The organism is Actinomadura sp. NTSP31, assembly GCF_041951385.1.
In the GTDB taxonomy this organism is placed as follows: Bacteria; Actinomycetota; Actinomycetes; order Streptosporangiales; family Streptosporangiaceae; genus Spirillospora; species Spirillospora napierensis.
In genome coordinates this window covers 311,328-331,648 of sequence record NZ_JBGNUT010000003.1, presented here as the reverse complement: position 1 = coordinate 331,648, position 20,321 = coordinate 311,328, and the positions used below count along the sequence as shown (strand labels likewise).

19 protein-coding genes are annotated in these 20,321 nt (G+C 72.6%); 13 read left to right on the top strand and 6 right to left on the bottom strand.

All coding sequences use genetic code 11. The features are described from left to right. Positions 1 to 36 precede the first annotated feature (36 nt). Genes ACA514_RS06760 through ACA514_RS06745 form a run of 4 tightly spaced genes read left to right on the top strand, consistent with a single transcriptional unit; the run spans position 37 to position 3,763 of the window. Positions 37 to 972, top strand: coding sequence for an ABC transporter ATP-binding protein (locus ACA514_RS06760; protein ID WP_375040137.1), 936 nt, complete (start codon positions 37 to 39; stop codon positions 970 to 972). Then, the gene (locus ACA514_RS06755) at positions 969 to 1,664 is read left to right on the top strand and encodes an ABC transporter ATP-binding protein (RefSeq protein WP_375040136.1); all 696 of its coding nucleotides are present in this window, start codon (positions 969 to 971) and stop codon (positions 1,662 to 1,664) included. Before ACA514_RS06760 ends, ACA514_RS06755 begins: the two co-directional genes overlap by 4 nt. A 42-nt stretch (positions 1,665 to 1,706) precedes the next feature. Beyond that, on the top strand, positions 1,707 to 2,945 hold the full coding sequence (locus tag ACA514_RS06750) for a Tm-1-like ATP-binding domain-containing protein (protein WP_375040135.1): 1,239 nt from the start codon (positions 1,707 to 1,709) through the stop codon (positions 2,943 to 2,945). Continuing rightward, positions 2,942 to 3,763, top strand: a complete 822-nt coding sequence (locus ACA514_RS06745) for a phosphoenolpyruvate hydrolase family protein (RefSeq protein ID WP_375040134.1) — start codon at positions 2,942 to 2,944, stop codon at positions 3,761 to 3,763. The genes ACA514_RS06750 and ACA514_RS06745 overlap by 4 nt, the downstream gene beginning before the upstream one ends. A gap of 16 nt (positions 3,764 to 3,779) precedes the next feature. Here the strand turns inward: ACA514_RS06745 and ACA514_RS06740 are convergent, their stop codons facing one another. Continuing rightward, positions 3,780 to 4,160 (bottom strand): YchJ family protein, encoded by a 381-nt coding sequence (locus tag ACA514_RS06740; protein WP_375040133.1) that lies wholly within the window; start codon positions 4,158 to 4,160, stop codon positions 3,780 to 3,782. Between the two features lie 79 nt (positions 4,161 to 4,239). Here ACA514_RS06740 and ACA514_RS06735 point away from each other — a divergent pair, with 79 nt between their 5' ends. After that, entirely contained in the window at positions 4,240 to 4,455 is a 216-nt protein-coding gene (locus ACA514_RS06735) for a hypothetical protein (protein ID WP_375040132.1), read from the top strand. A 1-nt stretch (position 4,456) separates the two neighbouring features. Here ACA514_RS06735 and ACA514_RS06730 read toward each other — a convergent pair whose 3' ends face one another. Together ACA514_RS06730 and ACA514_RS06725 are read right to left on the bottom strand one after the other, a co-directional pair. Beyond that, positions 4,457 to 5,569 (bottom strand): hypothetical protein, encoded by a 1,113-nt coding sequence (locus ACA514_RS06730; protein WP_375040131.1) that lies wholly within the window; start codon positions 5,567 to 5,569, stop codon positions 4,457 to 4,459. Positions 5,570 to 5,684: 115 nt separating this feature from the next. Next, the gene (locus ACA514_RS06725; protein ID WP_375040130.1) at positions 5,685 to 7,205 is read right to left on the bottom strand and encodes an alpha/beta hydrolase domain-containing protein; all 1,521 of its coding nucleotides are present in this window, start codon (positions 7,203 to 7,205) and stop codon (positions 5,685 to 5,687) included. A gap of 258 nt (positions 7,206 to 7,463) precedes the next feature. On the opposite strand from ACA514_RS06725, the gene ACA514_RS06720 reads away from it, so the two are divergent. The 4 genes from ACA514_RS06720 (at position 7,464) to ACA514_RS06705 (ending at position 12,787) form a co-directional block, all read left to right on the top strand. Then, on the top strand, positions 7,464 to 8,123 hold the full coding sequence (locus ACA514_RS06720; RefSeq protein ID WP_375040129.1) for a cutinase family protein: 660 nt from the start codon (positions 7,464 to 7,466) through the stop codon (positions 8,121 to 8,123). A gap of 466 nt (positions 8,124 to 8,589) precedes the next feature. After that, positions 8,590 to 10,188 carry a TROVE domain-containing protein gene (locus ACA514_RS06715; RefSeq protein ID WP_375040128.1) on the top strand — a complete coding sequence of 533 codons (1,599 nt, stop codon included), beginning with the start codon at positions 8,590 to 8,592 and terminating at the stop codon, positions 10,186 to 10,188. Positions 10,189 to 10,386: 198 nt separating this feature from the next. Beyond that, a complete protein-coding gene (locus ACA514_RS06710) occupies positions 10,387 to 11,592 on the top strand; it encodes a YncE family protein (RefSeq protein ID WP_375040127.1) in 1,206 nt (401 codons plus the stop codon). Between the two features lie 55 nt (positions 11,593 to 11,647). Next, complete coding sequence (locus ACA514_RS06705) at positions 11,648 to 12,787, top strand: helix-turn-helix domain-containing protein (protein WP_375040126.1); 1,140 nt, start codon at positions 11,648 to 11,650, stop codon at positions 12,785 to 12,787. On the opposite strand, the gene ACA514_RS06700 is transcribed toward ACA514_RS06705, so the two are convergent. After that, positions 12,759 to 13,184: a RidA family protein gene (locus ACA514_RS06700; protein ID WP_375040125.1), complete on the bottom strand. Its 426-nt coding sequence runs from the start codon at positions 13,182 to 13,184 to the stop codon at positions 12,759 to 12,761. The genes ACA514_RS06705 and ACA514_RS06700 overlap by 29 nt on opposite strands. A 128-nt stretch (positions 13,185 to 13,312) precedes the next feature. On the opposite strand from ACA514_RS06700, the gene ACA514_RS06695 reads away from it, so the two are divergent. The 3 genes from ACA514_RS06695 (at position 13,313) to ACA514_RS06685 (ending at position 16,386) form a co-directional block, all read left to right on the top strand. Further along, positions 13,313 to 14,284 (top strand): helix-turn-helix transcriptional regulator, encoded by a 972-nt coding sequence (locus ACA514_RS06695; RefSeq protein ID WP_375040124.1) that lies wholly within the window; start codon positions 13,313 to 13,315, stop codon positions 14,282 to 14,284. 48 nt (positions 14,285 to 14,332) lie between these two features. Next, the gene (locus ACA514_RS06690) at positions 14,333 to 14,686 is read left to right on the top strand and encodes a hypothetical protein (RefSeq protein ID WP_375040123.1); all 354 of its coding nucleotides are present in this window, start codon (positions 14,333 to 14,335) and stop codon (positions 14,684 to 14,686) included. Between the two features lie 125 nt (positions 14,687 to 14,811). Continuing rightward, positions 14,812 to 16,386 (top strand): hypothetical protein, encoded by a 1,575-nt coding sequence (locus ACA514_RS06685; protein WP_375040122.1) that lies wholly within the window; start codon positions 14,812 to 14,814, stop codon positions 16,384 to 16,386. A 69-nt stretch (positions 16,387 to 16,455) separates the two neighbouring features. Here ACA514_RS06685 and ACA514_RS06680 read toward each other — a convergent pair whose 3' ends face one another. Continuing rightward, complete coding sequence (locus ACA514_RS06680; protein WP_375040121.1) at positions 16,456 to 17,370, bottom strand: hypothetical protein; 915 nt, start codon at positions 17,368 to 17,370, stop codon at positions 16,456 to 16,458. A gap of 105 nt (positions 17,371 to 17,475) precedes the next feature. Between ACA514_RS06680 and ACA514_RS06675 the strand changes: the two genes are divergently transcribed. Further along, entirely contained in the window at positions 17,476 to 18,192 is a 717-nt protein-coding gene (locus ACA514_RS06675; RefSeq protein ID WP_375040120.1) for a hypothetical protein, read from the top strand. Here ACA514_RS06675 and ACA514_RS06670 read toward each other — a convergent pair. Beyond that, the gene (locus ACA514_RS06670) at positions 18,189 to 19,823 is read right to left on the bottom strand and encodes a sigma factor-like helix-turn-helix DNA-binding protein (RefSeq protein ID WP_375040119.1); all 1,635 of its coding nucleotides are present in this window, start codon (positions 19,821 to 19,823) and stop codon (positions 18,189 to 18,191) included. The two genes, ACA514_RS06675 and ACA514_RS06670, sit on opposite strands and share 4 nt — an antisense overlap. Positions 19,824 to 20,321 lie beyond the last annotated feature (498 nt).

Sequence of the window (20,321 nt, the reverse complement as noted above, 5' to 3'; positions counted from 1 at the left end):
GAACCCGGGGCCGTCCCCCCGCACGGAGGAGGATCCTTGGCCGACGCACCCGACCTGGCCGAACTCGAACGCCGCGCCGTCGAGCGCGGCCCCGCCTACGGCGAGGGCGCGCACATCGTCTGCGACAACCTCGTCCGCATCTACAAGAGCGAGGGCATCGAGGTCGTCGCGCTGCAGGGCCTGGACCTGCTCGTCGACCCCGGCGAGCTGATCGCCGTCGTCGGCGCGTCCGGCTCCGGCAAGTCCACCCTGCTCAACATCCTGTCCGGGCTGGACGTGCCGACCGCCGGCGTCGCCCGCGTCGCCGGCTCCGACCTGCTCACCATGTCGGCCAAGGAGCGCCTGACGTTCCGCCGCGAGAAGGTCGGCTTCATCTGGCAGCAGACGGCCCGCAACCTGCTGCCGTACCTGACCGCCGCGCAGAACGTCGAGCTGCCGATGCGGTTCGCCGGGCGGTCCCGGCGCGAGCGCGCCACCCGCGCCGCCGACCTGCTGGGCATGCTCGGCGTCGGCGAATGCGCGGGCCGCCGCCCCGCGGAGCTGTCCGGCGGCCAGCAGCAGCGCATCGCGATCGCCGTCGCGGTCGCCAACGAGCCGCACGTCGTGCTCGCCGACGAGCCGACCGGCGAGCTCGACACCGCGACCGCCGCCGAGGTGTTCGCCGCGCTGCGCCGCGTCAACCGCGAGTTCGGCACCACCGCCGTGATCGTCACGCACGACGCCGGCGTCTCCGAGCAGGTCGACCGCACCGTCGGCATCCGCGACGGCCGCACCAGCAGCGAGGTCCGCCGCCGCGACGAGGCCGACGGCACCCGCACCGCCGAGGAGTACGCCGTCCTGGACCGGGCCGGCCGCGTCCAGCTGCCGCGCGGCTTCACCGAGACGCTCGGCATGCGCGACCGCGTCCGGCTGGCGCTGGAGAGCGACCACGTCGGCGTCTGGCCCGACCGGCCCCGTGAGGAGGGCGCATGACCGAGCCGATGGTCGCCGTCGACGACCTGGTCCGCACCTACCGCACCGGCCGGGTCGAGGTGCCCGCGCTGCGCGGCGCCTCGTTCCGCGTCGCGCCCGGCGAGCTCGTCGCGATCAAGGGCCGGTCCGGGTCCGGCAAGACGACCCTGCTGAACCTGATCGGCGGCCTGGACGCCCCCGACGGCGGCACCGTCCGCGTCGACGGCCGCGAGATCGGCTCCCTCACCGAGGACGAGCTGCTCGCGCTGCGCCGCGACGACATCGGCTTCGTGTTCCAGTCGCACGGCCTCATCCCGGTGCTGTCGGCCGCCGAGAACGTCGAGGTGCCGCTGCGGCTGACCCGCACCGCGCCCGCCGAGCGCGACGAGCGCGTCCGGGTGCTGCTCGCGCTCGTCGGCCTCGCCGACCACGCGGCGCAGCGCCCCTACGAGCTGTCCGGCGGGCAGCGGCAGCGCGTCGCGATCGCCCGCGCGCTGGCCAACCGGCCGCGGCTGCTGCTCGCCGACGAGCCCACCGGCCAGCTCGACTCCGAGACCGCCGCCGCGATCATGCCGCTGCTGCGCGCCGTCGTCGCCGGCGAGGGCGTCACGGTCCTCGTCGCCACGCACGACCAGGCGCTGCTGTCGGAGGCCGACCGCGTCCTGCACCTGGAGGACGGCACGATCGCCGAGGCGCCGGTGCCGGCCGTCTGAAAGGCCGGTTGCGCGGGCGCGCGCAGGGCAGGATCTTCGAAGGTGGCTCTGGGACGGGAGGGCGCGGCCGTGGCGACCGTGGTACTGGTGGGGACGCTCGACACCAAGGGCGCGGAGTACGCGTGGCTGCGCGACCGGATCCGGGAGCTGGGCTGCGACGTCGTCCTCGTCGACGCGGGCGTCGGCGAGTCGCGGACGGCGGCGGACGTGCCGGCGGAGCGGGTCGCGCGGGCGGGCGGCACGTCGATCGAGGTGCTGCGGGACGCGGGTGACCGGGGCCCGGCGGTGACCGCGATGGGCGAGGGCGCGGCGGTCGTCCTCGCGGAGCTGACCGTGCGGGGACGCGTGGACGCGGTCCTCGCGGTCGGCGGCAGCGGCGGGTCGTCGATCGCGGCGCGGGCCGTCCGGGACCTGCCGATCGGCCTGCCGAAGCTGATCGTGTCGACGATGGCGTCCGGGGACGTGACGCCCTACGTCGGCGCGAAGGACGTCACGATGACCTACAGCGTCGTCGACATCGCGGGCGTCAACCGGGTGTCGCGGCTGATCCTCGGGAACGCGGCGGCAGCGGCGGCGGGCATGGCGAAGGCGTACGCGGCGGCGCCGCGCGAGGCGGCGGACGAGCGGCCGCTGGTGGCGGCGTCGATGTTCGGCGTGACGACCCCCGCGGTGGACGCGGCGCGGGAGCGGCTCGGCGAGCTCGGCTACGAGGTGCTGGTCTTCCACGCGACGGGCGCCGGCGGGCGCGCGCTCGAAGGCCTGGTCGACAGCGGGCACATCGCGGGCGTCCTCGACCTGACCACGACGGAACTCGCGGACGACCTGGTCGGCGGGGTCCTGTCGGCGGGCCCCGACCGGCTCACGGCGGCGGGGCGGCACGGGATCCCGCAGGTCGTGGCGCCGGGCGCCCTCGACATGGTGAACTTCGGGCCGCGCGGCACCGTCCCCGAGCGGTTCGCCGGCCGCAACCTCTACGTCCACAACCCGACCGTGACGCTGATGCGGACGACACCGGACGAGATGGCGGAACTCGGCCGGCGGGTCGCCGCGAAGCTGTCCGCCGCGACCGGGCCGACGGTGCTGTTCCTCCCGCTCGGCGGGGTGTCGGCGCTGGACGCGCCCGGCCTGCCGTTCCACGACCCGGACGCCGACGCCGCCTGCTTCGCGGCGATGGACGGCGCCGTCGAGACCGAGAAGCTGGACGTGAACATCAACGACCCGTCGTTCGGCCGCGCGATGGCCGACCGGCTGCACGGGCTGATCGCAGGGGGAGAGCAGTGAACCGTCGGACCGTCCTGGAGCGCCTGCGGGCCGCCGTCGCGGCGGGCGAGCCGGTGATCGGCGCGGGAGCGGGCACCGGCCTGTCCGCCAAGTGCGCGGAGGCCGGCGGCGTCGACCTGATCATCATCTACAACTCGGGCCGGTACCGGATGGCCGGGCGCGGCTCGCTCGCCGGGCTGCTGCCCTACGGGGACGCCAACCAGATCGTGGTCGAGATGGCGTCGGAGGTGCTGCCCGTCGTGAAGGACACCCCGGTCCTCGCGGGCGTGTGCGGCACCGACCCGTTCCGGGTCATGCCCGTCTTCCTCGACCAGCTGAAGGCGATGGGGTTCGCCGGGGTGCAGAACTTCCCGACCGTCGGCCTCTACGACGGCGTGTTCCGGCAGAACCTCGAAGAGACCGGCATGGGCTACGACCTGGAAGTGGAGATGGTGCGCCTCGCCCGCGAACGCGACCTCGTCACCGCCCCCTACGTCTTCGACGAGGACTCGGCGCGCGCGATGGCGGAGGCGGGTGCGGACGTCCTCGTGCCGCACGTCGGGCTCACCACCAAGGGCAGCATCGGCGCCGGCACCGCCCTGACCCTGGACGAGGCGGTCGCGAAGGTGCAGGCCATGCGGGACGCCGCGGCCGCCGTCCGCGACGACGTGCTCGTCCTGTGCCACGGCGGCCCGATCGCCGAACCGGACGACGCCGCCTACGTGCTGTCCCGCACGAACGGCGTCGTGGGCTTCTTCGGCGCCTCCTCGGTCGAACGGCTGCCGACCGAGCGCGCCATCACCGACCAGGTCGCCGCCTTCAAGAACCTGGAGATCTGACGCGCGCGACCGGAGGTCAGAGGACCTTTCCGCGGACGTAGACCCAGGCGCCGTCGTGGCGGACGAACCGGCTGACCTCGTGCAGGACGCCGTCCTCGCCTCCGGCCGCGTAATGCGCGCGGAACTCCACGACTCCCTTGGCGTCGCCGGGGCCGCCGTCCTCGGTGCGGACGATCTCCAGCCGCGTCCAGCGCATCGCGGGGTCGAAGCCGACGTCGCCGGGGCGCGTCGCCGGATGCCAGCTCCTCAGCAGGTAGTCCTCGTCCTCGACGGCGAACGCGCTGAACCGCGACCGCATCAGCTCCTCGGCCGTCCGCGCCTCCGCGTCGCCCCGGTGCAGGCGCCCGCAGCACTCTCCGTAGGCGGTCCCGGACCCGCACGCGCACTTCTTCGCCATGCTGCGATTGTCCCGCAGGGGGAACGCGTCCTCGCAGGACATCCGGCTATTCCTACTTATAGCGGGTAAGGGGATGAACATGCGCGAAGAGCATGAGGACGACCTCGTCGAGTCGCAGGGGGTGAACGCCGGCGGGCCGGTGGACGCCCCGCCCTCCGGCGCGAAACCGGACGGTCCCGATCCGGAACCGCCGGAACTGCCGCTCACCGCCGGAACGCTCGACGACGAGATGGTCGGGCTCCCCGTGCAGAAGCCCGGCTACCCCGGCCAGCAGCGCTCCATCGACACGAGCTGACTCAGCCGGTCGTCATCACCAGCGTGCCGAGCGCGCTCTTGCCGACGCCCCACATCGCCGTCCCGCCGGGCGTGACGCTGAGGCCGGTCAGCACGGAGTTCCACGTCCCGGCCGACTGCGGGATCTCCACCCGCGACCACGCGCCCGTGGCGGGATCCAGGTGCAGAACCATCGGCGCGCCCTGAACGTCGCCGGCCATCCCGCTCGCGTATGCGCCGCCACGGCCGTCCGGCGCCAGCGTGGCCCGCGTCGCGGGCCCGGCTCCCGGAAGCGGGACGTTGCGCCAGGCCGTCCCGTCCCAGTGCGCCAGGAAGGGCGGCACTGAAGGGTCGTCGGACTGGCCGATGGCCCACACGTCACCGGCGCCCAGCGGCAGGACGTCCGTCGCCCGCGCCGTCGCGGGCCACACGTTGATCGGGTGCTCGGTCCAGGTGCGGCCGTCCCACTGGGCGGTGTCGGGGTAGTAGGCCCACTGGCCGTCCCAATGCCCGTGCCTGCCGGCCGCCCACGTGCCGGCGCCGTCACCGACACGGATCCGCGCGATCGAGATCTCCTGTGCCGGGCCCGTCAGCGGGACCCTCTCGGCGCTGCCGCCGCTGACCCGGAAGACCTCGTGGTAGTCGAACGACACCCACACGTTCCCCGGACGCGCGTCGACCGACGCCGTCCCCGCGGCGCCGTCGTCGCCCTCCGCGATGTGGACCTGTGTCCAGGAGGTGCCGTCCCAGTGCAGGATCCAGTTCTTCCCGACCTGGTAGGCGCTGCTGGTGTACCCGGCCGCCCACGCGTCGGTCCGGGACGTCGCCGCCACCGCGTCCAGGCTCGCGTCGTACAGCCCGTTCGGCAGCGGATAGCCCTGCCAGCCCGAGCCCGTCCAGCGCTGCATCACCGGCCGCGGATGATCGAAGACCGTCGAGCCGATGTGGTAGTAGGTCCCGACGGCCCAGGCGTCGCCCGGCGCCATCGCCGCGACCCCCGCCAGCGTGCCGCCCGGGACGAACGGTGACGCCACCGAGTGCCAACCCGTGTCCGCCCGGGCCGGTGCCGCTCCGAGCCCCAGCACCGCCAGCGCACCCGCCGCGACCGCACCCCGCCACCCATATGACCGCTTCATAGCGCCAGCATCCGCTGGCGCAATCGTCCCCGTCAACGCCCCCCGCCCCATGGTTCGCGCGACCGGCGGGGCCCTTCGTCCTGCGAGCGCCCGCCGGCCGCGCCGTCCTTCGAGGTCAGCCGCCGATGCCGGAGTCCTGCGCGGCCTTGACGATCGCCGCGGCGTCCTCGGGCAGCAGGTATCCGCCGTCGACGGACTCCTGCGCCGCCGCCTGGACCTTGCTCACGTACCCCGCGTGCGTCGGGTAGAGCCGGCTCAGCACCGGCTCTGCGGTCGGCGGGAACGACGGGTCGGACGGGTCGCCGGAGTCATGGCGGTCCCACCCGTCCTTGTCGCCGTTCCAGGGGTCGCGGGCGCCGTAGAGGCCGCAGAACACCCCGTCGTCGAGGCCGATGTTCCGAAGGCCGGTGAGCGTGCGCGTCGGCACCGTGACGTCGGGCAGCCGGACGCCGCCGGCGGCGAGGCCCGTGCGCGGGTCCCGCAGCACCGTGTTCACCGGCGCGCCGCTCGGCGGACGCGCCCCGCCCCGCGCCCACGACGCCAGATGGCGCAGCGCCGCGTTCATCGAGTAGTGGCCCGGACCGTCGTTGAACGGCGCCGACCCGGCCGAGCAGTCCGCCTGCGGCGCCGCCGACCCCGCCGACTTCTCCAGCGTCGGACCGCCGAGGTCGTAGGCCCACTGGTCGCCGTGGGACGTGCCCGCCAGCTCCCAGTGCACGACGCTGCCGGTGTCCGGCTGCCGCGCCGCCGACGCCAGCGGCACGTCGGTCTCGGTGAGCACGACGAACGTCGGCACCTTCAGGTCCGTCCGGATCCTCGAGGGGTTCGGCATCGTCAGCGTGTCCGCCAGCTGCCCGCTGATCGGCGCGCCGACCGCGCTGTTGCTGTGGATCATGAGGCCGTCGTAGACCTGCGCCACCGGCTGCACGGCGTCGGCGTAGGTCGTCATGAACCCGGCCGACTGCGACTCGCCGTCCGCGAGCAACGTCTTGATCTTCAGGCCGCCGAGCGGGTCCGGCCCGTCGGGGGAGCGCAGCGCCTGCCCGGCCTGCGAGAAGATGTCGTAGGAGTAGGCGTCGCCCGGATGGACGAGCGTGCCGTACCGGGCCGGGTCCCAGCCCTTGAGCCCGTGGATCTCGCCGAGCCCGCCGTTGACGCCGACCGCCTGCGCCGAGACGCCGACCCACGCGTACCCCTCGCGCAGCAGCTCGTCGCGCTCGAACCAGTAGTCGGGCGACAGCTCCAGCTGCCCGCTGACGTTGAGCCATTCGACGACGACGGTCCCGTTGAACTTCGCCGGGTCGGCGGGCCGCCGGACGAGCAGCCGGGTCTTGTACGCGGCGCTGCCGGACTCGCGCACGCTCCACCGCCCGTCCGAGCCCCAGATGCCGGACTTGGCGTACGACTTCGCGGTGCCGGAGATGAAGTACTCGTTCTCGGTGTAGCCGAGCGAGCCGAGGTCCTCCGCCGCGGCGAGGAACGGGAATCCGTGGCTGCCCGCGGGCGGGACGCTGACGGCCGGGTCGTCCGCGGCGGCGTGCGCGGCGGGCGCCGCGCCGACGAAGGAGCTGAAGAGCACCGCTCCCAGCACGGCGGCGGTGGCCCGCCGCCGGGGGGAGCGCAGGGGTGGTCGCACGATTTGCCTCCTGGAGCACAGGGTGGGGGGAAGCACAGTGTCGGCCGCCCCGCCCGTCCCGGCATCGGGGAAATCGCCAGCCCCCCGCGACCCCGCAGCACCGCCCGCGGGTTTCGGCGACGCCGGCCGACGAGACCGGCGATTCTGCCGATGCGGGAGGAGCCGCCGCGCTCTACGTTGCGGGGCTGACCGGCCCTGAATCGGTCGGGGCCCGGATCGGTTCCCACCCTGCGCGTCAGCGCACGAAAAGAGGCCCGCATGTCCCTCACCCCCACCCTCCGGCGGCTCGCGGCCGTCGCCCTCTCCGGCGCCGTGGGCGCCGCAGGCCTGGCCGCCGTGGCCGCCGCCCCCGCGTCGGCCGCCGCCTGCTCCGACGTCGACTTCGTGTTCGCCCGCGGCAGCGGCGAACTGCCCGGCCTGGGCATCGTCGGGACGCCGTTCGCCAGCGCCCTCAAGGGCGACCTGCCCGGCAAGTCGGTGAGCTCCTACGCGGTGAACTACGCCGCCGACCTCGGCCAGACCAGCGCCGGACCCGGCGCCACCGACATGAGCAACCACGTCAAGTCCGTCGCCGCGTCCTGCCCCGGCACCTCGTTCGTGCTCGGCGGGTACTCGCAGGGCGCCAGCGTCACCGACATCGCCATCGGCATCCGGACCCTGCTGGGCACCGGCGGCACGATCCCGACGAACCTCGCCCCGCGCGTCAAGGCCGTCGTCGTCTACGGCAACCCGCTGCGCCTCTACGGCCAGACGATCAACACCGCCAGCTCCCTCTACGGCCCGAAGGCCAAGGAATTCTGCAACACCGGCGACCCCGTCTGCGCGAACGGCGTCGACATCACCGCCCACCTCACCTACGCGACGAACGGCACCGTCCCCCAGGGCGCGCAATTCGCCGCCGCCAGGATCAACGGCTGATCCTTCGCCGCCCGCGCATTTAATGGAATGCGCGGGCGGCGACCCGCGAGGTATGTTCGCCGCAGTACTTCAGATCGCGCCCGGTGCGAAGGTGAGAGTTCTTCCTCTTCCCGGGCGAGATCCGCGAACACAACTGAACACGCACCTCCCGGTGCGCAGGCGAACGGATACTTCGAGGTTCGACTCCTTGCGGGGACGCAACGCGCGCCCGTGGCCCGATTTGGCCGGGCGAAACCGTACGCCGCCTTGACCTCGGGAGGAGCACGCTCCTCGCAGGAGCCCGGTGCGCAGGCAACGGTTACTTCCTCTGGATCCATGGGTCGCGGGTTCGAATCCCGTCGTCGTCTTCGGGACGGCGTAGCTCAGAATGGCAGAGCAATGGACGCGTCGGACCGTCGCCGGTTTTCCGACCTCGGGCATCCCCGCGAGACGAGCGCCTCCTCCCATTATGGAAGGAGGCTCCTTCATGGCGAAGTTCAACATTCGCGGCGCCCGTGCCGCGACGCCGAGCCCCGTGGCGTCCGAGCGGATCCCGACCGGCCGCACGCACGAGGGCGCCCCCGGGCACGCCCGCGACGCCAAGTCGGAGCTTTTCCTTCTCGCCGTCTCGAATATGGTCGGCGAGGACGGTTTCTACGAAAAGTCCTGCGACCGCGACGACCGTTTTCGCGCCCTGGTGCACGAGGTCGCCGTCGAGGACGTCGAGTGGCTCGCCGGCTTCCTGCCGTGGCTGCGCGCCGAGGCCGGCATGCGGTCCGCGCCCGTCGTCGCCGCGCTGGAGGCGGTCCGCGCCCGCCTCGGCGCCGGCCTGCACGGCGGCAACCGGCAGCTCGTCGCGAGCGTCCTGCGGCGCGCCGACGAGCCGGGCGAGGCGCTCGCCTACTGGATGGCCGCCTACGGCCGCGCGATCCCCAAGCCGGTCAAGCGCGGCATCGGCGACGCCGTCCTGCGGCTCGGCACCGAGTTCAACTACGTCAAGTGGGGGAGCGAGGGCAAGGGCATCGGCTTCGCCGACATCCTCAACCTCACCCACCCGGGCGACCGGAAGGGCAGCGCGCAGGCAGGCCGCTTCCAGGGGCCGTGGCAGCACGACCTGTTCGGCTACGCGGTGCGGCGCCCGTACCGGCCCGACGCGCCGATCCCCGCGTCGCTGGAGACCCTGACGCGGCGGGACGCGCTGCTGTCCATGCCGGTCGGCGAGCGCCGCCGGGTCCTGGAGGACCCGGAGACGCTGCGCCGCGCCGGCATCACCTGGGAGGCCCTCGCCGGATGGCTGCAGGGACCGATGGACGCCGCCGCCTGGACGGCGATCATCCCGTCGATGGGCGTTTTCGCGCTGGTCCGGAACCTGCGGAACTTCGACGTCGCGGGCGTGCCGGACGAGGTGGCGCGGCGGGTCGCGGAGAGGATCGCCGACCCGGAGGCGATCGGCCGGTCGAAGATGTTCCCGTTCCGGTTCCTCGCCGCCTACAACGCGGCGCCGTCGCTGCGCTGGGCGTGGCCGCTGGAGCGGGCGCTGAACCACTCGCTGGCCAACGTGCCCGCGCTCGGCGGCCGGACGCTGGTCCTCGTCGACCGGTCGGGTTCGATGTTCGACCGGGTCTCGCAGCGCTCGGGCCTCAACCGGGCCGACGCGGCCGCCGTCTTCGGGACCGCGCTCGCGCTGCGCGCCGGCTCGGCCGACCTGGTCGAGTTCGGCGGCGGCCACCGGACGGTCGAGGTGCGCCGCGGCGAGTCGCTGCTGACCGTCCTCCAGCGGTTCCACTCCATGGGCGGCACGAACACCGCCGAGGCGGTCCGGGCGAACTACCGGGGCCACGACCGCGTCGTCATCGTGACCGACGAGCAGGCGTGGGGCGGCGTGCGAGGCGCCGACCCGGCCGGGCAGGTGCCGGACGGCGTTCCCGTCTACGCCTGGAACCTCGCCGGCTACCGGTACGGGCACGGGCCGTCCGGCACCGGCAACCGGCACACCTTCGGGGGCCTCTCCGACGCCGCGTTCCGCCTCGTCCCGCTGATCGAGGCCCGCCGCACCGCGGCGGCCGGCTGGCCCTGGCAGAACTGACGCCGTTCCCCACCGGCCCGCATCCCGAACCCGGGTGCGGGCCGGCGGCGCGGCGCGTCCGCCGGTTCCCGCGGCCGGTTGTCGCGTCCCGACATCCGGACGCCCGCACGTTGGCTCCCGCGACCTTTGCCGCGCCCGCCGGGCTCCTCACACTTGACGCTACCCGTTCCGACGGCGGCGACTTCCAGAGGAGACGTCATGTCCAGCAGAAGACTGAAGGCCCTGGTGGCCTGTGCGGGAACGGCCGCGGCCCTGGCCGTCCCGGCGGGAGCGGCCGCGGCGCCCGCGGACGCCGCGGCGATGCGCGACGTGCTGCTGGTGGGCAACAGCCAGTCGGGAAGCGTGAGCTTCGTCGACGGCCGCACCTACCAGAACCTCGGCTCCTTCAACGTCATCCCCGACCTGCAGCAGCGCCTCGCGGAGATGACGCTCGTCCAGCGCGCCGGGTACGAGACCGTCAAGCAGATCGAGGGCGGCGACCGGTTCGTCGACGACGTCCAGCTGGCCGCCGACGGCCGCACGCTGTACGTCTCGCGCGGCAACCTCGACGACGCCGCGGCCTTCGACGTGGCCACCGGCCGGGAGCTGTGGCACACCCGGCTGGACGGCTTCCACGCCGACCACGCCGCCCTGTCGCCGGACGGCACGAAGTACGTCATCTCGGCGACGACCGCGCAGGTCGCCGAGGTGCTCGACCCGAGGACCGGCGCGGTCACCGGCAAGTTCGGCACCGGGACCTATCCGCACCAGAACGACTTCACCGCGGACGGCCGCTACATCTACAACACCAGCATCGGGATCACGTCGCTGCCGAAGTCGCTCGAACTGCTGAAGGGCGACTTCCTGCTGGAGAAGGTCGACGCGAACACGCTCCAGGTCGTCAAGACGTGGAAGTTCCCGCACGGCATCCGGCCGAACCTGGTCGCCCCCGACGGCAACACCTTCTACGCCCAGCAGTCCTACCTCAACGGGTTCGTCAAGTACGACCTGAACCAGGGGAAGATCGTCAACACGGTCACCATGCCCTACAGCGACCACGGCAAGGCGCTGAGCCCGGACGACTACCCGCAGAACTCCGCGCACCACGGCCTCGCGCTGTCCGGCAACGGCCGGCAGCTCTGCGACGTCGGCACCATCGACGACTACACCGCCATCGTCAACACCTCGGACCTGTCCACCAAGGGCATCTTCACCTACCCGGTGAACAGCCTCCCGTACTGGGGGACGACCAGCACGGACGGGACCCGCTGCTTCGTCTCCCTCAGCAAGGCCAACGCCGTCTCGGTCATCGACTACGCGACGGCGAAGGAGGTCGCCCGGGTCCCCGTGGGCGTCTTCCCGCAGCGCGAGCGCACCGGCCTCGCGGCCCCGGAGGCCGTCGCGGCACTGACGCCCGCGGGCTGAACCAGGCAGACTGGGGCGTCGCGGGATCCTCGCGGCGCCCCACGCGGGAGAGGACATGTCGGAACGCACGGTGCTCCGCCGGCTCATGGAACGCATGCGCGCCGACCCCGGGCTGCTCGACGCCGTCGTCGAGGCCGCCCGGTCGGAGTCCCCGCCGATCGCGGGCCTGCCGGTGCAGGAGGTGCGGCGGCACATCGCCGCGCTGCTCGCCGTCGTGTCCGCCGCGTTCATCGACATGTCCGGGCTCAGCGAGGAGGACACCCGGGCCGCCGACCGGCTGGCCACCGACCGCGCGCTGCAGGGCGTCCCGCTGGCCGCCCTGCTCGACGGCTTCCAGGCGGCCCGCTCGTACGTGCTGACGCGCCTGATGCAGGAGGCCCGCGCGGCCGGGGTGTCCCTCGACTCCATGATCGGCGAGATCATGGAGCTGGACCGCTACGCCAACGACCTGCAGAACCGGCTGATCCACGCCTACCGCGAGTCCGAGCTCAGCCTCGCCCAGTCGGCGCACGCCGCCCGCGTCCAGGCCCTGCGCGAGCTGCTCGGCGGCGGCCCCGCCCGCGCCGCCGACGCCGGCCTGTCGGCCACCCGCCGCTACCACTGCCTGGTCACCGACATCGGCGACCCGCGCGAGGCCCGCCGCACGGAGGCCGCCATGGCCCTGCCCGACGGCGTCTCCGGCCTCGTCGACGGCCACTGGTGCGCCGTCACGACCCGCCTGCCCGCCCGCACGGACCCCCTCGCGGTCGCCGGCCCGCCGGTGCGGCCCGGCGACCTCCCGGGCGTCTACCGCCTCTGCCTCGCCGCCCTCGCCTCGGCACGGCGCCGCGGCCTGGACGGCCTCCGCCGCCTCACCGACCTCGCCATGCCGGTCGCCCTGGACGCCTATCCGGACCTCGGCGCGGTCCTCGCCCGCGAGCACCTCGCGCGGCTCGACCCGTCCGACGAGTTCCACCGCCTCCTGGCCGAGACGGCTCTCACCTACCTCGACCACGGCGAGCACCCGGGCCGCACCGCCGACGCCCTGCACATCCACCCGAACACGGTCAAACACCGCCTGCGCCGGTTCGGCGCCCTCACCGACTTCACCCACCAGGCCCCGCCCGGCGAGACCCTCGGCCGCGCCCTCACCTGGCACTGGGCCCTCCAAACCTGGCTGGCCACGCCTACCGGGCGGCGTCCGGAGAGGGGTTGAGGGGTGCGACGGCGGTTCCCTCGAGTTCGACCATCAGGGTGGGGATGGCCAGCCGTGTCACTCCGAGCATCGTGGTGGCGGGCGCCACCCCGGCGGCGCCCAGCCGCGACGCCAGGATCCCGTAGTGCTGGAAAAGCAGATCGACGTCGGTGGTGTAGACGTTGAGCCGGACGAGGTCCGCGAGGGACATGTCGCCCCCGCTGAGAACGGCCTCCAGGTTGTCGAGGCTCAGCGCCAGTTGCGCCGCCATGTCACCGGCATGCTGGGGCCTGCCGTCGCCGCTCATCGCGGTCTGCCCGGCGCAGTACAGGGTCCGGGCGTGCCCGGAGACGATCTCGCCCTGGTTGTAGCCCATCTCCACCGACCACGTCCACGGGTTGACCGCCGTTCGCTGCATGACCACATCGGCTCCATTCGATTCGTCGAGGCGTACGTCCATCGGCCTGGTGGCCGCCTTTCGACGCCGTGGAGAAAGCCTCGCAACAAATCACGACACCCTCTGTCGTGTATCGCTAAGGTCCGCGTATGCGCGCCGACCGGTTGGTCTCCCTGGTGCTGTTGCTGCGCCGGCGCGGCCGGCTGTCCGCGGCCACGCTGGCCCGCGAGCTGGAGGTGTCCACCCGCACCGTGCTGCGCGACATCGAGGCGTTGTCCGCGGCCGGCGTCCCGGTCTACGCCGAACGCGGCCGGCACGGCGGATTCGCGTTGCTGCCCGGTTTCCACACCGAGCTCACCGGACTCAACCACGACGAGGCCCTCGCCCTGCTGATCGCCGGATCGCGGCGGGGCGCGCAGGCGTTCGGTCTCGGCTCGGCGCTCGCCTCCGCCATGCTCAAGGTGGTCGACGCGCTGCCAGAAAGCCATCGGGACATCGCGGCCGGCGCCGCCGAGCGGCTGCTCATCGACCCGGAGACCGACCTCCTGTCGCGCCGCGTGGCCGACGAGGAGTTGCCCGGCACCATCGTGGCCGAGGTCCGGCGAGCGGTCTTCGCCGGGCACAAGCTGCGCATCCAGTACGCGGCCGCGGGCCGGCCGCCGCAGTGGCGCACGGTGGACCCGATCGGCCTGGTGACCGTACGGGACCGGGGCTACCTGCTGGCCACGAGATCCGGCGCGGACCGCACCTACCGGCTGTCCCGGATCCTGGCCGCCGAGGAACTCGACGAACCCGCGGAGCGACCGGACCGGATCGATCTGGACCGGGCCTGGCAGGAACGCAGCACACGGTTCCGGGCCGGCGGCGACCAGGTCACCGTGCTGGTGCGGCTGAACCCGGCGCGTCAGGACGAGCTGCTGGACACCGCGCTGGCCGTCCGCGCCGAAGGAGCCGATCCGGACGGCCGGGTGCGGCTGAGCGTGACCTTCCAGGATCCGAGGCACGCCGAATGGGCGCTGTGGCAGCTCGGCACGGATGCGGAGGCCCTGGCCCCGCAGTGGTTGCGCACGTCCCTGCGCGACCGCGCCGCCGCGATCGCCGCACGCTACGAACCGCCGTAGCGCCGAGCTGCTCTACGATGCTGGCACGTCGGGCTCTGAAGGGAAGTCATGGGCTATCAGGAACGACGGGTCGAACTGATCGCCAAGCGGGCCGCGCCGCACCTGGAGCCGGGTGAGCGGATCCAGACGGGATTCCTCGCGCAGACCGGTTGGTGGATCTTCACCGTGCCGGTGGCGACGTTCGTGGTGACCGACCGCGCCATCTTGATCGTGGGCGGCGACGGCGCGCAGCGCCTTCCCCGGGACTTCCGCTTCGGCAAGCCGACCGGGCTGTACCACCGGATCGAGGCCGGGCGCACGTACAAGGTGCACCGGCAGTATCACCGGGAGATCGCGGCCGCCGACGAGGCCTTGGACGAGATGAAGGCGCGCGGAGACCTGCCGGGGAGCGAGCAGAACTGACTCCCGGTTCGTCGCCTCGACGCGCCGCCTGAGGCCACCGCCTTCACGGCCGGCGCCGTGGTTTGTTCATCCGTTGGCCATCGGGCTGACGCCCGGGCACCGGCAGGACCTGGGAGATTCTCGCCATGTCCGCGGGCCTGAGTGCCGCCGCCGCTCAGGGCGCGGCCCCGTCAGCCCCGGCGGCTCGCCGCCGGGCGGTTGCGGCGCGGCTGCTGCCGGGCGGTCTCGTGCTCGCCTGGCTCGTGGTCCTGCTGACCCATCTGCGCATTCCCGTCCCGTCCGACCAGCTCAACTACCTGGAGGCCGCGGCGCGGTTCCCGAAGCCCGTCGAGGCCACCACGGAGATGCACCAGGTGACCCGGTTCGGCCTGATCGTTCCCGCGCGCCTGGCCATCGCCGTGTTCGGGTACTCGCAGGCCGCCTACGCGACCGTGCCGGTGCTGGCCACGCTGACACTGCTCCTCGGCACGTACGCGCTGGGCACGGCGCTGTTCGCCCGGCCGGTGGGGACGGCCGGCGCCCTGGTCGTGGTCGCGGCGACCCCGGTCTTCGCCGACTCGACGGACCTGCTGCCCGACGTCCTCGCGGCCGGCCTGTTCACCTGCGCGGCGGCTCTGGCGGTGTCCGCCACCCAGCGGCCGGACCCGCCCGGCAGGGCGCTGCTGCTCACGGTGGGAGCGCTGCTCGGCTGGTCCTACCTGGCCCGCGAGTTCGTGGTCTTCATGTGGCCGGTCGTCCTGGTGCTGCTGTATCGCAGGGTCCGCCTGGCGCGGATGGTCTGGGTGTTGCTCCCCATCGTGGTGATCGGGGCCGCGGAACTCCTGCTGTGCTGGCGGCTTTACGGCGACCCGCTGGCGCGGATGCTGGCGATCACCGGACACGGCCAGCGGCCGTCGGCGCCCGACATCGCCTCCACCTACCGCGACAAGCCGCGGATGCTGTACGTGCTCCGGCTGCCCAAGACCCTGCGGACGTATCCGGACGGCGGCCTTCTCGTCGCCCTGCTCGGCCTGACCCTGCTGGGCGGACTGCTCCGTCCGCGCCGGATGGCGGTCCCCGTCGCCTGCTGCGCGCTGCTGTGGGTGCCGCTCACCCTGCTCGGCGGCGTCCTCGACCCCAGCGCTCCCAAACTGCGGCTGCAGTTGATCCGGTACTGGTTCCCCATCTTCCCCGAGTTCGTGCTGGGCGGGCTGGGACTGCTCTGGCTCGGCGCGGTGTTCCTGGCCGGCCGGATCCCCGACCGGGCCCGGTCGCGGCTCGTCCTGTCGGCCGGGCTGGTGCTGGCCGTCGCCCTGATCACCTGTGTCACCGCCGCCCGCTCCTGGTGGGAGGCGCCGTCGACCCGGGCGGGCGGCGGCACCCAGATGGAGGCGCTGCGTTCCTGGATGCATGATCACGACAGCCGGGGCTCCCGCGTGTGGACGGACCCCCGCACCGGCAAGCTGCTCCGGGTCTACCAGGACGGCCCTTGGGGCGGGCGGGCCTGGTCGACCCGGATCCGCGCCGTCCGTCCAGAATCCGAAGGGCCACGGCCAGGGGACCTTCTCGTGCTGTACGACACCGACAACGGACGGCTTTGCGCGGTCTGCCGGAGGGCCGCTCAGCCGATGCTGGCCGATCCGACCTGGACGGGACCACGCTGGCAGCAGGTCTACGGAAGCCGTGACCGCGTCGTCCGCGTGTACCGGCTCACACAATGACCGCGTTCCAGCAGCGCTCCTGGAACCGCCCGTCCATTGCGCCAGAACACCCGTCCTGCGAGGGCGCTCTCAATCGATGGTGTCGCGTTCCAGCAGGGTGATGCCGACGGCGACGCCACGGAACGGGTCGCCGGGGGCGGGCGCGCGCGCGGTCTCCGCTTCGCGGGCCAGGCACAGGGCTAGCAGCCGGATCGCGGTGGCCTTGCGAGGCGTGAGCGGTTCCTGCTGGGCGAATACCGGGGCCGCGATCGTTTCGAGACGGCTCACTGCCTGCTGCGCCCATGCGCTCGGTGCCGTGCCGTCGAGCGCGCGGCGCCCGTCGCGGATGTTGACGGCCAGGTCGCCGATGGCGGCCTGGTTACCGCGGTCCAGATTGGCGCACGCCGCGGCGTGCAGGACTCCGGCGACGCGGCGGCGCCACTGGCGTTCGGGCTCCCCGCTGAACAGGTAGTAGCGGGCCTGGTAGTACATGCCCCGCTTGAAGACGCGGTCGAGGGCGCGGTCCAGCAGCACCGAGCCGGTCTTGCCGCTACCCAGGCCCGCAGGCATCGCATGGCGGGCCTCGCGGAGTTGTCCCCTCTCGTCGTCCCACTGGTTGCCCAGCTCACTGGCCCGTTTCTTATCGATGGAGATGTCGGGGTCCGTGGCCATCGAGTACCTGGCATATGCGGCGTCCTCGCTGCTGATGGCGTGACTCAACCGCCGGGTCGCGTCGATCGCGGAAGTGAGGTCGCGGTCGGCGTCATGGCCGGGGACCAGAACGCCGGCCAGTTCCCGTGTGGTCGCCCCGGCCGCCTTGAGTTCCGCGCCGCAGTCGGCGGCCATGTCCTTCGCCACCCAGAGGGCATGGCCGCCGCGGTGGCGGCGGAGGTTCGAGACCGCGCGGACGAGCAGTATCCGCGCGAGCAGCGGCGCCGCCCGGTCGACGTCGGCGGCGATGTGGCGGGCCAGCGCCCTGCGGTCGATTCCACTCGGCACGTCCATGAAGGCTCCCGTCCGCCTGCGAAACCTCGCCTTTGCCGGAAGCCTAACCACCGACAGCATCCCTTTCAGGACCCAGTCCCGGTGGGGTTCAGGGATACTCCGCCTATGCGCAGCCATGCCTTCGCCTTGATCTCCTGCCTGATGCTGGCGGGCTGTTCCGCGGGCCAGGCCACCGCACCGTCGGCGGCTCCCGCCACGACCGCGCCGACGGCCCCACCGCCCGCCACGTCGACACCGATACCCGGGACGACAGCGATTCCGACCGCACCGATTCGCCTTACCGATAAAATGACCCGGCCTGGTACACGACTGCGGTTCGGCGAGAAGGCGATCGTGCCCTTCCGCGACTATTACCCCCTGCAGAAGACCTACGTCGAGGGTGTATTGGGCATCGTGGTGCAACGCATCCGGACGACCCCCGGTTCGAAGGTCCAAGGCAACTTCGACGAAGACAGCAGGGCGGTTCTGAAACGCAACATCGCGTACCACGCCAGGATCATCATCACCAACGAGAGCGGCAACGCCTTCTCGCCGGGCACCCCGCGCTTCACCGGCGATTTCGGCGACTGGGGTCCCGACGTCACCGTGTCCGGCGAGATGCGGCTGCCGGGCTGCCGGGAAGGGTACCCACCCGATTCCGACGAGTTCGATCGCAAGGGCGCCGAATGGAAGACCTGCCTGCTCGCCGTGTCATCACATTCCCGCCCGATGACGCAGGTGCGGTACGAAGACCCGCCATACGGCAAAGAGATCCAGTTCGAACAAGACCCGTCACCGGACTTCAACGAACACTACGACCTCGGCGCGATCACCTGGTCCTAGACGCCGTCCGGGATGGGAATCGGGGGCAGCGGGCCCCGCAACCGGTTCGCGCCCCGAACGTCCTGAAGCCAGGCGAGCCATCGGTCCGTGTCACGGCTCGCGGGGTGCCGGGCGCCATGTCGCCGGGTCTGGACGTCCAGGATCTCGGTGAGACCACCGAACGCCTCGATGACGGCGCGGTCGTCTCGGAATTCTGTCTGCACGCGGGCGATGTGCCGGTATTTCGCGGTTTCCAGGGCGTCGGGGTGCCGGTCCCCCTGGACGCGGGCACGAACGTCCAGCAGGGGATCCAGCAGGACGAACGCCCGCTCTCCCTGCCCGTCCAGGGCCAGGCCCTTGCCCCGCGAATGCCCGGCGTCGAGGGTGTCGGGGTGGTAGGTGTCCAGGGCGAGGGTCCGGCTGGAGATGACGCGGGTGTAGGTGCGCACCGACTCCTCCGTCCGGCCCAGGCGCCCCAGCAGCCAAGCGTGCCGGCACAGCGCATGCAGCAGCAGTTGCTTGCGGGCCGGTAGCGCGCCCAGGCGCGACGTCAGCGCGACGAACCCCGCCTCGGCTTCGGTGAACCGGCCCTGATTCATCAGTGCCCAGTGCAGCAGCAGCTCCGTCCGCGGGTCAGCGGCACCGAAGTGGTTCTGTTCGTCCAGGCTCAGCGCCCGCAGCAGCTTCTCGGCCCGCTGGTGCTCGCCGAGTTCGGACCAGGCCTCGGCCAGTGCACGCCGGATCCGAAACGCTTCGGTGGACGGACTGCGCAGGAACCGCAGATGCCGTACGGCGGCCCGGGCCAGGTCGCGGGCGGCACGCTCGTCGCGGTCCGCGACCAGCGCCTCCGCGAGCACGGCGACCTTCCCGACAATGATCTTCGACTCCTCGGCGCCGAACCTCCCGGCCCGGCAGCCGAGCAGCGTCCTGCGCAGCTCGGTGGCCTTGGCGCCGACCTCCAGACGCTCCTCGTGGCCCATCGTCCGCAGATCACCGCCATGAGCTGACAGGTGACCCGCCAGCGAGGCCACCTGCTCCACGACGCCGACCGTGTCCGCTCTCCGCACTCGCACGGCCAGCGGCCCGCGAAGGCGATGGCGCGCCAGCCGCATGCGGTTCCGGGCCAGTTGCGGTTCGATGTCCAACGACTCGGCGATCTCGTCATAGGACACGTGATACATGCGCCCTATCAGCACCTGGCGAAGGTGCGGCGGCAACCGCCGGAGCACGGCCGCCACGTAGAGGGCCTCGACGACGAGGTCACCGTGGCCCAGGCCGGGCGCGGCCAGGTCCGGAAGCCGTTCGACCGGCGACTCCGGGCGGCGGTGACGGGGATCCCGGACCCGGTTCAGCGCCACCACCCGCAACCAGGCCTGCAGGTTCTGGATCTGGGCGCCCAGATCCTCGCCCTCTCTGTTCGCCTTCTCGCACGCCCGCAGCAGGGCATGCGAGACGGCGTCCTCCGCATCGGCCCGGGAAACGCGACGGGACTGCACGAACCGCACCAGGGACTCGCAGCCGTCCGAGAACTCGGAGAGGACTTCCGGGCCCTCCACCGACGGCGGGACCCGCTGCGACCGGTCCTGGAGCCGCCGGTCCACCCCTCCGGTCACCGCACCGATCACCGCCGCCAGCAACGGCTCCCAGTCCATGCCCGACCTCCTCGCATCCCCGCCGCATGGTGCGGTGCACGACGTCCTGCCCTTAACCGACAGAACCCGCAGACGAAGATCACTTACCACGAAGCCACATCTTGTGATCCAAGTCACTCACCCCTTCATGCCCCGCCTCGCACGGCGCCCATCACGTCGATTCGTCCAGAACAAGGTGTAGGCGGCGTAGCTGTTCGCCGGCGAAGCGGCGGGCTGCTTACCGGTATCGCGGACGGGCGGGTCGGAGTCCGCCAGCGGCAGAGATGTCCGTCCGCAGTCGGCACTCGGGAGGATGCTCGACCGGCCGCCCCGCTGCGGGGCTCACACTGGAACTGCTCGGAGACGCCAAGGCGGCAACCTGAACTTGCCGATGAGGCCTCGGGAGTGACCGCGATAAGCCCTGCGCCGAACCGGCGGATCTCGATGGCGAAACGCCTCCGGCCTTGGTCGGAGGCGTTGCCGCTATTCAGAGTGACCCGCTTGTGGCGCCCCCGGCAG